The following is a 14,895-nucleotide window of genomic DNA, read 5'->3' on the forward strand; positions in this document are numbered from 1 at the left end:
CGATGCTGCCCTGCCGGGCTTCGAAGCCAGCAGGGCAGCGCAATCCCTTGTGTTGTCAGGATGAAATGGGGCTGCCGCCGTCCAAAGCAAGAGCCCGGGGCGGCGGCCAAACCAGGGATTTTACCTGTGGGCGGTGGCCTTCAGGGCCTTGGCGCTCGCGACGACCGGCAGGTCGCGCCCGGCGGCCAGGAACTTCTGCGGGTCCTGGGGCACGCCTTGCACCATCACCTCGAAGTGCAGGTGCGGGCCGGTGGAGCGGCCCGTGGTGCCGACGTCGGCAATTTTCTGGCCGCGTTTGACCAGATCGCCCTTCTTGACCCACACCTTGGAGGCGTGGGCGTAACGGGTGACCAGGTTGTTGCCGTGGTCGATCTCGACCATGTTGCCGTAGGCGGGATGAACATCTTGCTCAACCACCACGCCGCCGGCCGCCGCGAGGATGGGCGTGCCCGGGTCAGCCTGGAAGTCCAGGCCCGTGTGGAGAGCAGAACGGCCGCTGAATGGATCGATGCGCCAGCCAAAGGACGAACCCACGTGCCCGGCCTGCACCGGCTGCTGCGTGGGCACCATCATGTTCTTGATCTTCTGGTCGAAAAGGCGCGACTCCATCACGGTGAGCAAGTCGGTGTTCTGGCTGGACAGCTGGTCCAGGTCCAGCAACGTGGCCTGCAGCTCTTCCATCGTGAGGGAGCGCCCGGACACGAGGGCCCCGCCGCGGCCGGGCGTCGTCTTGATTTCAGCGGGATTGACGCCCGCGAGGCCGGACACCCGCTCGCCCAGTGCTTCGAGCTGAACCAGCTTGGCCTGCATCTCGCCCAGCCGCCGGGCCATGGCGTCGAGGTTCTCGCGCATGAAGCGGTCGCGTTGCTCGAATTCGTCCTTGACCACCAGCTTGACCAGCGTGCCGATGATCGGCCAGCCCTCGCGGGCGCCCTTCAGGAACACCCAGTGGTACAGGCCGGCGGCGGCCATCATCAACCCCAGGGAGAGCCCAGCGAACACCACGACCAGCTTGGTGCCGCTCAGGTGCACTGCGCGGCTCTTGGCCAACCACGCATCCGTGATAATGAAATGCAATCTTGTCCCCTATGACGACGCCCTCGACCACCCGACGCCTGCACCCCGTGACCTTGCAGCAGGCTGCCGAAGCCTCCCCAACGTTGGCGGGGCTGGTGCAGCTCGCGCGTGAATCGGGCGAACGGCTCGATGCAATTCGATTGTTGATCCCTGGCCCGCTGCGTTCCGCCGTCAGGGCCGGGCCGATTGACGGTCCGGACTGGTGCCTGCTGGTGGACAGCAACGCCGCGGCCGCAAAACTAAGGCAGGTGGTCCCTGCTCTCATGGCTCATCTGTGCGACCGGGGGTGGCAGGTTACCTCAATTCGCCTCAAGGTTCAAACCGGCCAAAAGTAAGCAGTTGCAATGCGTCAGGCCAGGCGGCCTGCATCGCGCAGTTGCGCTTCGAGGGGGCGGAGGTCGTCGCCGATAAGGCGCAATTGCTCGTAGTAGCGAAAGCGTTGGCGGCGATCGGCTTCGGAAGCCAGCCGAACGCGCACGGCGTCGGCACGCTCGCGCAGACGTAGCGCCTCGGCCGTGAGGGCGGCGGCCTGCTCGGTGCTCATTTCAACGAGCGGATTGGGGCGCTTGCCGACGTCCTGGAGCCATGAGCCGTGCGACCGGGTCCCGTGAAACCCATCGAATCCGTGGGAGGCACAGCCGGCCAGCAAAATAGTCGCGAGAAAAGGGGAGATTCGCATGTGGGTCCACCTGTGGTTGCAACCCCCGATGATCGCCGAAGAACGGGTGATGCGGATTTCCGATCCCGGTGGAGCGGATCGGGACTTCCGGGGCGCGTCGCAGCCGGACGTACGCCACGGATCCCCGATAATCAAACGCCCTGCCTCGCTGAGCGGCTGAGCTCGTGTTATTCGGGCGCGCCCCGAGGTATTTGCATGAACATTGCTGATCCAATTCATTTCCATGCGACCAGGAGACCAGACCAACCAGCGGTGATTTTCCCTCAGGGCCGAATCTCGTGGCGGCAACTGGACCGGGCATTGTGGGGCGCAGCCGCGCATATCCACGCGAGCGGCTTGAGAGTCGGTGATCGTGTGGGCATCGCCATACAAGACCCGCTTGTTCACCTGATAGCCATGTTGGGTTTGGCCCGGATCGGGGTTGCCCACGCGGCCACCCCAGCTTCCGAACCAGTGCGCGGTCGAACGGCAGTCGCCGAAAAGTTGAAGCTGAAAGCGATCATCACCGACGTCAAAACCAACGCCACTCCCGGCATTCCATCGGTCTTGCTTGACAGGGCTGCCTTGAGTACGGGCACGGCCCGAGTGGATCCCGGAATTGCTTGCGACGATAAGGATCAGATCTGGTTGCTGCTCCAATCGTCGGGCACGACAGGCAGTCCGAAATATGCTGAACTGAGCCATGCCGTGGCGATGGCGCGTTCACAACGTTTCTTACCGCTCTTCAATTGTGGAATTGACGACCGGTTCTGGCCGGTCTCGCGCTTGGACTTCGTCGTTGCCAAGCAGCGCGCTGTTTACTCATTGCACTCGGGTGCGGCGGTATGTTTGCCTGTGGGAATTCCGATCAGTCCGGGACTGATTCCTTTCCTGCGTGCCGCGGCGGTCACGCTCGCATGCGGTACTCCCTCGCACCTGCACCAACTGATTGCTCTGAGCGAAAAAGCGCCCGCCCTGCCGACGCTGCGGGGCTTCGAGGCGCGTTCCGCGACCATCAGCGAGCCTTTGCGCGAAGCGTTCAGGGCCCGATTCAGTCCTGAGCTGTCCGTCGTTTACGGAACCAACGAAGCAGAAGCGTTGAGCCTGGCTTCTCCGGAACTTCAAAAAACGGTCAAGAACACAGTCGGAATGGTCACCGGCTCACTGGAACTGGAATTGGTCGACGGCGCAGGGATGGTGGTTCCGCCGGGCACAGTGGGAGAAGTCAGGGTGCGCGGCCCCGGGGTGGTGACCGAATATCTGGACAATCCCGGCGCATCGGAAAGGACATTCCGTCAAGGCTGGTTTTACCCGGGCGATCTTGCCTGCTTCACACCCGAAAGCGCACTTGTGCTTCAGGGGCGCACGGACGACATGATGATTTTTGATGGGATGAACATCTATCCCGCCGAGATCGAGAACGCCTTGATGGAACACCCGGCGGTTGTCGATGCCGCTGCTTTCCCCCTGAGCTCGGAACGATTTCAGGACGTGCCTGCCGCCGCCGTGATACTTCGGGAACCGGTATCGGAAAAGGACCTGACAGGTTTTTGTGCCGCGCGGATAGGCATCAAGCACCCCCGCGTGATCCGTATCGTGGAGAGCTTTCCCCGCAATGCCATGGGAAAGATTTTGAAGCGAGAACTGAAGTGACGAAGGCACGGGGTATGCGCCAATCCGAGACCGGGACAGGTTTTTTTCAGGACCGCGGCCTGGCTATCAGTTTTCGCTTCGTCAGCCTCCCGGACCTTGACCTGAATCGTCTGGACCAGTGGTTGGGCCAGGCACTCGAGATCCATGTTGATCCGGAACATCAGGCTTCCAAAGCCTCGGAAGACGCCCAAAGAAACCGGGCAACGGCGTATGCCCGCCGCTGTCTCACACTCGCTGGAAAGCTGTTGCAAATGGGTAATGTGCCCGTTTTCGACTGCCCGCAGATGCGGTCGTTGTCGCCTGTGGATGGCCGGTCAGGTGAATGGGAGGCGAAAGCGGATTTTTCGAAAGTCGATCACGTTCCGCACGCATGCTATGGGTTGGCCCTTCAATTCGCTTTGGAGCTCTGTCGCTGGGCTGCCGGTGCTGCGATCACGCACGAAAATCGCAACAACCTCTATGCCGCGTTGGAGCAGAAATTTAAAGTGCCCGTGAAGCGAATGGTGCCGTCCGGGAAATCGACTATTCCGGTGCTGCGAGTCGCTCACCAGCTTGGCATCCCCTTCATTCACCTGGGCAGTGGCATTTATCAGCTTGGCTGGGGCAGCAAGGCGAGGCGCATGGATAGAAGCACCACGGAACTGGACTCGGCAATGGGTTCCAAGCTTGCCCGGAACAAGGTGGCGGCAGCGAACCTATTGCGTGCGGCAGGACTTCCCGCTCCCGTTCATTACGTGGCTGAAAATTTCGAACTGGCGCTCTCGGGGGCCCGAAGCCTTGGTTGGCCGGTCGTGGTGAAACCAACCGATCGAGAGCGAGGGGAAGGAGTGGCCGTCGATATAGCCGACGAAGCCATGCTCAAGACAGCATTCGAAGCTGCGCGAAAACTGTCCAATTCCGGACAAGTGATCATTGAAAGACAGGTGCAGGGTGTCTGTCATCGCTTGTTTATCGCCGATGGACGGCTTCTTTACGCGGTGAAAAGGCTCCCCATGTGCGTCACCGGCGATGGGCGCCACACCGTGGCCGAGTTGGTCGACATCGAGGTTCAGTTGCAGCTGGCCAAGCCTCCCTGGGTGAGGTCCGCGATACGGCCAGTGGATGAGCTCGCGATCGCCACCATCAGGGCGGCCGGCTGGGATATCTCGTCCGTGCCGCCAGCCGGCGCATTGGTGCCTCTACGCCGGATCGAGTCGACGCAATGGGGCGGGGTCGATGAGGAAATGACAGGCCGCGTCCATCCGGAGAACGTGTCGATGGCGCTGAGGGCGGCTGAACTATTCGGGCTTCACGTTGCCGGAATCGACATCATTACCCCTGAGATCGAGGAGCCTTGGCATCAAAACGGGGCGATCATCAACGAGGTCAACTTCGCCCCGTTGTTGGGTGGCGGCGAGATCTCCAGACGGCACATACCGGTTTTCCTGAGGGATTTTCTGGATGGGGACGGCCGGATACCGATGGAGGGATTCCAGGGTGGTGAATCCGGGCTGCAGATGGCCCTGAATCGGCAACAGGAACTCATCGAGCGTGGGATGCGCTGCTATTTCACGACAAGCACCCGAACACTCGATGCGAAAGGCAAGGAACGAATCCTTCCGTTCCAGAACCTGGATCAGCGAACGGCAGCACTGCTTCTGTCACCCGAAGTCGACGCTATCGTTGTGTTGCGCGACGCTGACCCAGCGGCCCCAGAAACAGCCTAGCTGTGCCGGGGGTCGCAACAACAGATGGTGCCGATTGTCGGATTTGAACTGACGACCTACCGCTTACAAGGCGGTTGCTCTACCCCTGAGCTAAATCGGCGGAATGGGAAGATTCTAGACGGCGCATGCGCCGGGCGTTCACTTCACGCGCTTGAGTGCCGGACGCGGGCCGGTGGGCGGACGGGGCGGCTCGCCTTCGGGACCGCTGTCTGCTTGCCCAGGCTCGGGCGTGACCAGCTGGACAACCTTTGCATCGTCGACGACGGGCCCGCCGGCCGCCGCAACACTGGACAACGGCGACGGCCTGGTGACATCGTCGCCGGCGCTTGCCACGGGGACCGGGAAGGCCATGCCTTGCCCGTTCTCGCGCGCATAGATCGCGATGACCCGGTTGACCGGCACCATGATCTCGCGCGCCGAACCCGCGAAGCGCGCCTTGAATTCGATAAAGTCGTTGCCCAGCTTGAGCGAACTGGTGGCGTCGAAGCTGATGTTCAGCACGATCTCGCCGTTCTTCACGTATTCGCGCGGAACCTGCACCGTGTCGTCGACCAGCACCGCGACGTAGGGCGTGAGCCCATTGTCGGTGCACCAGTCGTAGAGTGCCCGTATGAGGTACGGGCGGGTAGAGGTCGATTCAAGCGCGTTCATCGTCAAACAACCTGCGTTTCGGGGGTAGCCGCGGAACCGGCTTTGCCGGGCCGCTGGCTGCGCCCCCTTGAGGGGGAGGCGCCGCAGGCGCTTCGGGGGTGCTTCATTTACTTGCGCATCACCTTTTCGGACGGCGTCAGTGCCTCGATGTAGGCCGGGCGCGAGAAGATGCGCTCGGCGTACTTGAGCAGCGGCGCCGCGTTCTTGGACAGTTCGATGCCATAGTAATCCAGGCGCCACAGCAGCGGAGCAATGGCGACGTCGAGCATCGAGAAATTCTCGCCCAGCATGTATTTGTTCTTGAGGAACACCGGGGCCAGCTGCGTCAGGCGGTCACGGATATGGGCGCGCGCCTTCTCCAGGGCCTTTTCGTTGCTCTTGGCAGCGCGGGATTCGAGCGTGCTGACGTGCACGAACAGCTCCTTCTCGAAGTTGAGCAGGAACAGGCGCACGCGGGCACGGTCGACCGGATCGCCGGGCATCAGCTGCGGATGCGGGAAGCGCTCGTCGATGTACTCGTTGATGATGTTCGACTCGTACAGGATCAGGTCGCGCTCGACCAGGATGGGGACCTGGCCGTACGGGTTCATCACGTTGATGTCTTCCGGCTTGTTGTACAGGTCGACGTCGCGGATCTCGAAGTCCATGCCCTTTTCGAACAGGACGAAGCGGCAGCGGTGGGAGAAAGGACAGGTGGTGCCCGAATACAAGACCATCATGATGAAGGCTCCTTAAATCAAAAAAGAGTGGGATGCCGAAGCAGCCCACTCATCGAAGGACGCGCGTCCGGCTCCGCCGGACGGCGTTTCGTCCTTAGTTAACTTCTTTCCAGAAGGCTGCGTTCAGGCGCCAGGCGATCACGGTGAACACACCCAGGAACAGCAGCACCCAGACGCCGATGCGCACGCGCGAGTTCTGCGCCGGCTCCGACATCCACTGCAGGTAGCCCACCAGGTCGCCGACAGCTTCGTCGTATTGGACCTGCGTCAGGGTACCCGGAGTCACCTGCTTCCAGCGGCCGGTAAAGACCTTGGCGTCGTGACCGTGCTGCTTGACCGTGTCGAACAAGGGCTCGCGCTCGCCCTGCATTTCCCACAGCACGTGGGGCATGCCCACGCTCGGGAACACGAGGTTGTTCCAGCCGGTCGCCTTGGTCGGGTCGCGGTAGTAACTGCGCAGGTACGTGTAGAGATAGTCGGCACCGGTGCCGCCATGGCCGGAGCGCGAACGCGCCACGAGCGTGAGGTCGGGCGGGTTGGCGCCGAACCACTCGCCGGCCTGCTTCGGGTCGATCGCGGCCTTCATGGTGTCGCCGACCTTGTCGGTGGCGAACAGCATGTTGTCCTTGATCTGCTGGTCGGTCAGGCCGATGTCGCGCAGGCGGTTGTAGCGCATGAACGCGGCCGAGTGGCAGTTGAGGCAGTAGTTGACGAACAGCTTCGCGCCGTTCTGCAGCGACGGCAGGTCGTTCAGGTGGTTGGGGGCCTTGTCCCAGGCCACGGTGTCGCCGCCCGAAGCCTGGGCGCCGGTGGCGATGCCCAGCGCCGCGATCAGGGTGAGGATGATTTTTTTCATGTCTTGTCCGGTCCTGGGCTTAGTGCGCGGCAAACGTGATGCGCTCGGGCACGGGCTTGAACTCGCCCAGCCGGCTCCACCAGGGCATGAGCAGGAAGAATCCGAAATAGAACAGCGTGCCCACCTGCGAGATGCGCTCGCCGATCGACGACGGTGCCTGCGTACCCAGGTAGCCCAGCACGAAGAAGTCGACGATGAAGATGCCGTACACCCACTTGTGCCAGCTCGGACGGTAGCGGATCGACTTCACGGGGCTCTGGTCCAGCCAGGGCAGGAAGAACAGGATGATGACGGCGCCGCCCATCACGACCACGCCCCAGAACTTCGGGTCGATGGCGAGCATCAGGGCCACGCCGACGGCAGTGGCCACAACCGCGACGACCTTGCCCAGGGCGGGCAGGCGCGACTTGATCACGGCGAAGGCGCCGGCGGCGATCACGCAAGCGATCAGCACATACATCATCTCCGTGGTGATGGCGCGCAGCATCGAGTAGTACGGCGTGAAGTACCAGACCGGCGCGATGTGCGCGGGGGTCTTGAGCGGGTCGGCCGGAATGAAGTTGTTGTACTCGAGGAAGTAGCCGCCGAGCTCGGGCGCGAAGAAGATGATGGCAGTGAAGACCATCAGGAACACGCCGACGCCGAAGATGTCGTGCACCGTGTAGTACGGGTGGAACGGGATGCCGTCCAGCGGCTTGCCGTTGGCATCTTTCAGGGCCTTGGGGCCCTTGATCTCGACACCGTCCGGATTGTTCGAGCCGACGTCGTGCAGCGCAAAGATGTGCGCGACCACCAGGCCCAGCAGCACCAGTGGCACCGCGATGACGTGGAAGGCGAAGAAGCGGTTCAGCGTGGCGTCGCCGACGACGTAGTCGCCGCGAATCCACTCGGACAGGTCCGGGCCGATGAAGGGAATGGCAGAGAACAGGTTGATGATCACCTGGGCGCCCCAGTAGGACATCTGGCCCCAGGGCAGCAGGTAGCCCATGAAGGCTTCGGCCATCAGCACCAGGAAGATCGCGCAGCCGAAGATCCACACCAGCTCGCGCGGCTTGCGGTAGCTGCCGTAGATCAGGCCGCGGTACATGTGCAGGTAGACCACCACGAAGAACGCCGAGGCGCCGGTGGAGTGCATGTAGCGGATCAGCCAGCCCCAGGGCACGTCGCGCATGATGTACTCGACCGAGGCGAACGCCATGGCGGCATCCGGCTTGTAGTGCATCGTGAGGAAAATGCCGGTGACGATCTGGATCACCAGCACCAGCATCGCCAGGGAGCCGAAGAAGTACCAGAAGTTGAAATTCTTCGGCGCGTAGTACTCGGACATGTGGTCGCGGTACGCACTGAAAGCCGACGGGAAGCGGTTGTCGAACCAGTTGGTGAGCTTCTCGGTCGCCGAGGCGTTGGGGGAGATTTCCTTGAATTCAGCCATGGGTGATGTCCTCAAGCCTTCGATTTTTCGTCTTCACCGATCAGCAACCGGTTGTCGGAGAGGTACATGTGCGGCGGCACTTCGAGGTTGTCCGGCGCCGGCTTGTTCTTGAACACGCGGCCGGCAACGTCGAAGGTCGAGCCGTGGCACGGGCACAGGAAGCCGCCTTGCCAGTCGTCCGGCAGCGATGGCTGCGGGCCGGGCTGCAGCTTGTCCGAGGGCGAGCAGCCCAGGTGCGAGCAGATGCCCACGCCGACCCACACGTCGGGCTTGCGCGAGCGGAATTCGTTCTTGGCGTAGTCGGGCGTCGGGTACGTCGTGCGATCCGAGTTCGGGTCTGCGACCTGGCTGTCGGTCTTCTTGAGCGAAGCCAGCTGCTCGGGCGTGCGCTTCATGATCCACACCGGCTTGCCGCGCCATTCGACGGTCACTTTCTCGCCGGGCTTCAAGGCCGAGATGTCCACCTCGACCGCGGCACCCGCGGCTTTGGCTTTCTCGGAGGGCTGGAGGCTGCTGACGAAGGGGACGGCAACGAAGCCGGCGCCCACAGCGCCGGCGCAACCGGACGCGATCAGCCACGTCCGTTTGCTGGCGTCCACTGGGGTGTCACTCATGGGGGTCCTCGAGGATGTCGCTTATTAGGGTCAACCCGCGATTGTAGCTGACCGAGTTTTACGATTTCAACGCTTGCGCACAAGGAGCGATGGCGAGATTGCGCGGATACTGCGCGAACATCACTGGAGGGACGCCATGAGCATGGTTTCGGAGTTTCGCGAGTTCGCCTTGAAGGGCAATGTGGTCGACCTGGCGGTCGGCGTCATCATCGGCGCGGCATTCGGCAAAATCGTCGACTCGCTGGTGGGCGACATCATCATGCCGATCGTGTCGGCGCTGTTCGGCAAGCTCGACTTTTCCAACCTGTTCCTGGTGTTGGGACAGGTTCCGGCCGGCACGGCGACGACGCTGGATGCGATGAAGAAAGCCGGGGTGCCGGTGCTGGCTTACGGCAACTTCATCACCATCGCCATCAATTTCCTGCTGCTGGCGCTGGTGATTTTCCTCATGGTCAAGCAGATCAATCGTCTGCGGCGAAGCGCCCCGCCGACACCACCCGCCGCGCCGCCGGAAGACGTCGTGCTACTGCGGGAAATTCGCGACAGCCTGCGCCGCAGCTGAGGCTTACGCCGCGGCGCTCAGCCGCTTGGCCATGCGGATCGCCTCGATAAGGCTGGACGCGTCCGCCCGCCCCGTGCCGGCGATATCGAACGCCGTGCCATGGTCGGGGCTGGTGCGCACCAGGGGCAGGCCGAGGGTAACGTTCACGCCCTTCTCCACACCGAGGTATTTCACGGGGATCAGGCCTTGGTCGTGGTACATCGCAACGACTGCATCGAACTCGCCGGGTTTGCCGGGTGTCGCCCGGGCGCGCATGAAGATCGTGTCGGGCGCGAACGGTCCCTCGACCTGAAGGCCCTGCGCCCGGGCGGCCTCGACCGCCGGCGCGATGACATCGATTTCCTCCCGCCCGAACAGCCCGCCTTCGCCTGCGTGCGGGTTCAGTCCCGCCACCCCTATGCGCGGTGCGCGGCCCAGCGAACGCGCGAGCGCCTCATGCGCAATGCGCAGCGTCTGCAGCACGTTGTCGAAAGTGACGGCGTCGAGCGCTTCACGCAACGACATGTGGATGCTCACGAGCACGGTGCGCAATTCATCGTTGGCCAGCATCATGCGCACGGGCACGTCGGCCACACGCTTCCCCAGCCACGCTGCGGATTCGGCTTGCAGAAGCTCGGTGTGGCCAGGGAACGTGACGCCCGCGGCGGCCAGGGCTTCCTTGTGCAGAGGCGCTGTCACGAGCGCGGCGATTTCCCCGCGCAGCGCCGCCCGCGCGGCCCACGTGACGCAATCAGCGGCAGCCCGGCCGGCCTGCGCGCTGACCCGTCCCCACGGAACCGGCCCTGCCAGAGTGACCGCGGCGAGCACACCGAGACACCCCGCGGGCAGCGATATCGCCTCAGACGAGCTGTCGAGAACGGCCACCGGCAAGTCCACATCCCCCTCTCGCCGCACGGCTTGCGCGGCACGCCGCATCGTGGCCACATCGCCCACGACGAAGCAGCCGCGGGTGTCCTCGTGCGCGTCCCGGAATGCCTTCGCGACGATCTCCGGCCCGATGCCGGCGGGATCGCCCATGGTGATGGCAATGGGTCTTGCTAGCTGCGGGGCTGTGGCCATGGCCGATGGAATCCTTAGCAAAACTCGATTGTCGGGGAAGGCGGCGGCCGGGCAAGTTTCCTAGGGTCCTCCCGCATGGCGGCGCTGCCCAGCCTTCAATAATAATTTCGTTCACAAAGATTGAGCGGAGGATGGGCATGAACGCACAGGAACTGGCGGTCTGGAGCATGGCCTTGGGCGCGATCGGGGCCGTGGCAGCCGCCCGGCTGGCGGACACGCTGGTTCGGCCCACCCTGGCGCAGGTACAGGGCGTGGCATACCACGGCACGGTCTTCCTCCTGGTGTTCTTCCTCAGCGGCGTCGCCGGCGAATTGTGGCCATGGCTGCACAGCCGCCGGCTGCACTACGCGCAAGTGCTGGCCGGGCCCGTGTGTGTGGGGCTCTCGAATTTCTGGATCCGGGGCTGGCTGCAAGCCGTCCAGCGCGACCGGATCATGTCCGGCGTGCTCCGGGCTTCGTCCGTGCTGCTCCCGCTGGGAGGCCTTGCCTGCCTCGCCCTGCCCCCATCGCAGCAGATGCCGGCCGCCGCGGCGCTCTCGTTGACCGGTTGCGCCATGACGCTGTGGATGACGGTGAGGGCCTGGCTGATGGGTGACCGGCTCGCCCCCGTCATGTCGGCGGGCTGCGCGCTGACGTTGCCCGCGATTGCCGGGATGAACGCCATCGCGATGAACGTGTCTGCGAGCCTGGGAGTCCATGCGCTGCTGGCATTGAGCGCCGCATTGAGCAATGGGCTCACCGGCGTTGTGCTCTGGCGCCGCGACCGCCACGAATGGCGAATCCGCGAAGGCGTCTCGCCATCCCAGTTCGATCCCGTCACCAAGCTCCACAGCGGCATCAGCCTGGTTCAAAGGCTGCTCAAGGCGCAACGCCGCCGCAGGCGTACACGGCGCGACGGCGCGGTGCTGGCCATCATGGTCTTCGACGTCGAGCGCATCGCGTCCCAGGCCGGCACGGCAGGTGTCAACGAGGCCTTCATCTGCATGGCGGCGCGCATCCAGCGGCACGTGGGCGTCGTCAACCCGGTGGGTCGCTACTACGACCGATGCTTTGTCGCGCTCGTGGAAACCATCCACTCGCCGGCATGGCTGCGCACGCTCGGGCTGCGGGTCGCCAGCAGCCTGCGCCGGCCCATGACCATTGCGGGCGCATCGGGCGAGCGCATCGAGATCACGGCCGACATCGGCGTCGGCGTGGTCCACCTCACCGGCGGGCGCCAGCCGATCGAGGACATCCTTCACGACGCGCAGCGCATGGCGGAAGCCGCGCGGGGAATGCGGTCGCGCGCTGCGATTCTCGACCCCACCAGCGGCGAAGTCGTCCCGGTCGAGCAAGCCAACCTGGGCCCGCGCCGCCACCGCCACATGCAGGCTGTGCCACGCACAGTCTGACGGCACTGCCCCTACGGGCAGCAAGCGCGTCTACACTTGCGAGAAACAACTTTCGGGTTTCGCCCGAGCCGACCATGCGCCGCTTCTGGCTGCTTTTTTCACAGGCTGTGACCGTTCTTCTGGCGGCCTGGTTCGTCGTCGCCACGCTCAAGCCCGGCTGGATCGGACGTGACGGCACCATGTCGGTCGCGACCGGCGTGCCGCTGGTCGAGAACAATGCGCCGGCCGGCGGCGCTGCACCCCCCGGCAGCTTCCGGCTCGCGGCGCAGCGCGCCTCCGCCGCCGTGGTGAGCATCAACACGAGCAAGGCGCCCGAGCGCCATCCATCGGCCAACGACCCGTGGTTCCGGTTCTTCTTCGGCGACCGGGGCCTGGCGCCGCAGGCCGGCCTGGGCAGCGGCGTCATCATCAGCCCGGACGGGTACATCCTCACCAACAATCACGTGGTCGAGGGTGCGGACGAGATCGAAGTGGTGCTCAACGACAGCCGCCGCGCCCGCGGCAAGGTGATAGGCACCGACCCCGACACGGACCTTGCCATCCTCAAGATCGCGCTCGACCGGCTCCCGGTGATCACGCTGGGCAACTCCGATGCGCTGGCGGTGGGTGACCAGGTGCTGGCCATCGGCAACCCCTTCGGCGTCGGCCAGACCGTCACCGGCGGCATCGTCAGCGCGCTCGGGCGCAACCAGCTCGGCATCAACACCTTCGAGAATTTCATCCAGACCGACGCGGCCATCAACCCCGGCAACTCGGGGGGCGCGCTGGTGGACGGCAACGGCCACCTGATGGGAATCAACACGGCCATCTATTCGCGGTCCGGCGGCAGCATGGGCATCGGCTTCGCCATTCCCGTGTCCACCGCCAAGCTGGTGCTCGAAGGCATCGTGAAAGACGGCGTTGTCAGGCGCGGCTGGATCGGCGTCGAGCCGGCCGACCTCTCGCCCGAGCTGATGGACACCTTCGGCGTCAAGGCAAAGCGCGGCGTGCTGATCACCGGCGTGCTGCAGAACGGCCCCGCCGCGCAGGCCGGTGTGCGGCCCGGCGACGTCATCGTGGAGGTGGCGGACAAGCAGGTGGCCAACGTGTCGGAGCTGCTGTCGGGTGTCGCGGCGCTCAAGCCCGGAACGGCGGCACGCTTCAAGGTCCTGCGGCGCGACGAGTCAGTCGACCTGAACGTCACGCCCGGCTTGCGGCCCAAGCCGCCGAAACTGCCGCAGCGACCGGAGCGCTGAGACCCTGCCCCGGTGGCGCTCAGTCCGCCGTTGCGGCGCCCTCCTCGGGCGCCTTCGTGTGCTTGATGAAAATCTGCGCCGCCCAGATGCCGACCTCGTAGAGCAGACACATCGGAATGGCCAGGGCCAGCTGCGACACGACGTCGGGAGGCGTGATCACGGCGGCGATGATGAAGGCCACCACGATGAAATAGGGCCGGAACTCCCGCAGCTTGGCGATCGAAACCAAACCCATGCGTGCCAGCACCACCACCACGATGGGCACCTCGAATGCCAGACCGAAGGCGATGAACATCGTCAGTACGAAGCTCAGGTAGGCCTCGATATCCGGGGCGGCGGTGATGCTCTTGGGGGCGAAGCTCTGAATGAACGAGAACACCTGGCCGAAGACGAAGAAGTAGCAAAACCCCACGCCGATGAAGAACAGCAGCGTGCTAGAGAACACCAGGGGCAGCACCAGCTTCTTCTCGTGCGAATACAAGCCTGGCGCGATGAAGGCCCAGGCCTGGTAGAGCACCACCGGAAGCGCGACCAGGAAGGCCGCCATCAACAGGATCTTGAGCGGCACCAGGAACGGCGAGATCACCGAAGTGGCGATCAGCGTTGCGCCCTTGGGGAGGTGCGCCACGAGCGGCGCGGCCAGGATGTCGTACAGAGCACCCGGCCCCGGGTAGAGGAACAGCACGGCCGCCACGGCGCCGATGGCGATCATGGCCTTGATCAGCCGGTCACGCAGTTCGACCAGGTGGGCGACGAAGGGCTGCTCGGTCCCCGCGAGCTCGTCTTCTTTGTTGGGCTCGTGCATCAGTTGAATTTCTGCGGGCGATAGCGCGCCACGCGGGCCGCGCCCGAAAGCGCTTTGGTACGGATGCCGTTACGCGCCTTGTACCAATTGGGTGTGGCGCCCTGCTTGATGCGCCACTTTTTCTTGGGGTTGCGGTATTCGGGGAATGACGGCGGTGCAGCCAGCGCTTCAGAGGCGGCCCCCGCCGTGTCGGTGGCGTCAGACCATTGCTTTTCGAACTCGCTCGCGCCGGTGCGGACCGAGCTTTCGACATCGCGCGCCGCGCTCTCCACCGTGTCCTTCATCTTCTTGAGCTCTTCGAGCTCGATGGACCGGTTGACCTCCGCCTTGACGTCGGCCACGTAACGCTGCGCCTTGCCCAGCAGCGTACCCACGGTGCGGGCCACGCGGGGCAGCTTTTCCGGGCCGATGACGATCAGCGCCACGGCGCCGATCACCATCAACTTCTCTATGCCGAGGTCGATCATTCGGGGAATC

At 64.1% G+C, this 14,895-nt stretch carries 16 protein-coding genes and 1 tRNA gene; 6 read left to right on the plus strand and 11 right to left on the minus strand.

What is annotated here, in order from left to right; genetic code table 11:
* Nucleotides 1-120: 120 nt before the first annotated feature.
* Nucleotides 121-1,077, minus strand: a complete 957-nt coding sequence (locus tag EEB15_RS08585; protein ID WP_141509417.1) for a M23 family metallopeptidase — start codon at nt 1,075-1,077, stop codon at nt 121-123.
* An 11-nt stretch (nt 1,078-1,088) separates the two neighbouring features.
* Between EEB15_RS08585 and EEB15_RS08590 the strand changes: the two genes are divergently transcribed.
* Complete coding sequence (locus tag EEB15_RS08590) at nt 1,089-1,412, plus strand: hypothetical protein (protein ID WP_141509418.1); 324 nt, start codon at nt 1,089-1,091, stop codon at nt 1,410-1,412.
* Between the two features lie 14 nt (nt 1,413-1,426).
* Here the strand turns inward: EEB15_RS08590 and EEB15_RS33620 are convergent, their stop codons facing one another.
* On the minus strand, nt 1,427-1,621 hold the full coding sequence (locus EEB15_RS33620; protein WP_158290045.1) for a hypothetical protein: 195 nt from the start codon (nt 1,619-1,621) through the stop codon (nt 1,427-1,429).
* Nucleotides 1,622-1,951: 330 nt separating this feature from the next.
* Between EEB15_RS33620 and EEB15_RS08600 the strand changes: the two genes are divergently transcribed.
* Together EEB15_RS08600 and EEB15_RS08605 are read left to right on the plus strand one after the other, a co-directional pair.
* Nucleotides 1,952-3,388 carry a class I adenylate-forming enzyme family protein gene (locus tag EEB15_RS08600; protein WP_141509420.1) on the plus strand — a complete coding sequence of 479 codons (1,437 nt, stop codon included), beginning with the start codon at nt 1,952-1,954 and terminating at the stop codon, nt 3,386-3,388.
* A gap of 14 nt (nt 3,389-3,402) precedes the next feature.
* A complete protein-coding gene (locus EEB15_RS08605; protein ID WP_141509421.1) occupies nt 3,403-5,094 on the plus strand; it encodes a carboxylate--amine ligase in 1,692 nt (563 codons plus the stop codon).
* A 25-nt stretch (nt 5,095-5,119) separates the two neighbouring features.
* Here EEB15_RS08605 and EEB15_RS08610 read toward each other — a convergent pair.
* From EEB15_RS08610 to petA, 6 genes are all read right to left on the minus strand, one after another.
* A tRNA-Thr gene (locus EEB15_RS08610) sits at nt 5,120-5,194 on the minus strand.
* A 38-nt stretch (nt 5,195-5,232) separates the two neighbouring features.
* Complete coding sequence (locus EEB15_RS08615) at nt 5,233-5,745, minus strand: ClpXP protease specificity-enhancing factor (RefSeq protein ID WP_141509422.1); 513 nt, start codon at nt 5,743-5,745, stop codon at nt 5,233-5,235.
* Nucleotides 5,746-5,852: 107 nt separating this feature from the next.
* Nucleotides 5,853-6,464 (minus strand): glutathione S-transferase N-terminal domain-containing protein, encoded by a 612-nt coding sequence (locus EEB15_RS08620; protein ID WP_141509423.1) that lies wholly within the window; start codon nt 6,462-6,464, stop codon nt 5,853-5,855.
* Nucleotides 6,465-6,558: 94 nt separating this feature from the next.
* Nucleotides 6,559-7,320 (minus strand): cytochrome c1, encoded by a 762-nt coding sequence (locus EEB15_RS08625; RefSeq protein WP_141509424.1) that lies wholly within the window; start codon nt 7,318-7,320, stop codon nt 6,559-6,561.
* Between the two features lie 19 nt (nt 7,321-7,339).
* Complete coding sequence (locus tag EEB15_RS08630) at nt 7,340-8,752, minus strand: cytochrome bc complex cytochrome b subunit (RefSeq protein ID WP_141509425.1); 1,413 nt, start codon at nt 8,750-8,752, stop codon at nt 7,340-7,342.
* 11 nt (nt 8,753-8,763) lie between these two features.
* Nucleotides 8,764-9,366, minus strand: coding sequence for a ubiquinol-cytochrome c reductase iron-sulfur subunit (gene petA / locus EEB15_RS08635; protein WP_141509426.1), 603 nt, complete (start codon nt 9,364-9,366; stop codon nt 8,764-8,766).
* Nucleotides 9,367-9,502: 136 nt separating this feature from the next.
* On the opposite strand from petA, the gene mscL reads away from it, so the two are divergent.
* Nucleotides 9,503-9,928 (plus strand): large conductance mechanosensitive channel protein MscL, encoded by a 426-nt coding sequence (gene mscL, locus EEB15_RS08640; protein ID WP_141509427.1) that lies wholly within the window; start codon nt 9,503-9,505, stop codon nt 9,926-9,928.
* Between the two features lie 3 nt (nt 9,929-9,931).
* On the opposite strand, the gene pdxA is transcribed toward mscL, so the two are convergent.
* Nucleotides 9,932-10,987: a 4-hydroxythreonine-4-phosphate dehydrogenase PdxA gene (pdxA, locus tag EEB15_RS08645; protein ID WP_141509428.1), complete on the minus strand. Its 1,056-nt coding sequence runs from the start codon at nt 10,985-10,987 to the stop codon at nt 9,932-9,934.
* Nucleotides 10,988-11,124: 137 nt separating this feature from the next.
* On the opposite strand from pdxA, the gene EEB15_RS08650 reads away from it, so the two are divergent.
* Together EEB15_RS08650 and EEB15_RS08655 are read left to right on the plus strand one after the other, a co-directional pair.
* Complete coding sequence (locus EEB15_RS08650) at nt 11,125-12,378, plus strand: diguanylate cyclase domain-containing protein (RefSeq protein WP_158290046.1); 1,254 nt, start codon at nt 11,125-11,127, stop codon at nt 12,376-12,378.
* Between the two features lie 74 nt (nt 12,379-12,452).
* Nucleotides 12,453-13,613, plus strand: a complete 1,161-nt coding sequence (locus EEB15_RS08655; protein ID WP_141509430.1) for a S1C family serine protease — start codon at nt 12,453-12,455, stop codon at nt 13,611-13,613.
* A gap of 19 nt (nt 13,614-13,632) precedes the next feature.
* Here EEB15_RS08655 and tatC read toward each other — a convergent pair whose 3' ends face one another.
* Together tatC and tatB are read right to left on the minus strand one after the other, a co-directional pair.
* Nucleotides 13,633-14,418, minus strand: coding sequence for a twin-arginine translocase subunit TatC (gene tatC, locus EEB15_RS08660; RefSeq protein WP_370283461.1), 786 nt, complete (start codon nt 14,416-14,418; stop codon nt 13,633-13,635).
* Entirely contained in the window at nt 14,418-14,885 is a 468-nt protein-coding gene (tatB, locus tag EEB15_RS08665) for a Sec-independent protein translocase protein TatB (RefSeq protein WP_141509432.1), read from the minus strand. The genes tatC and tatB overlap by 1 nt, the downstream gene beginning before the upstream one ends.
* Nucleotides 14,886-14,895 lie beyond the last annotated feature (10 nt).

This window comes from Ramlibacter sp. WS9 (genome assembly GCF_003797765.1).
In the GTDB taxonomy this organism is placed as follows: Bacteria; Pseudomonadota; Gammaproteobacteria; order Burkholderiales; family Burkholderiaceae_C; genus Ramlibacter.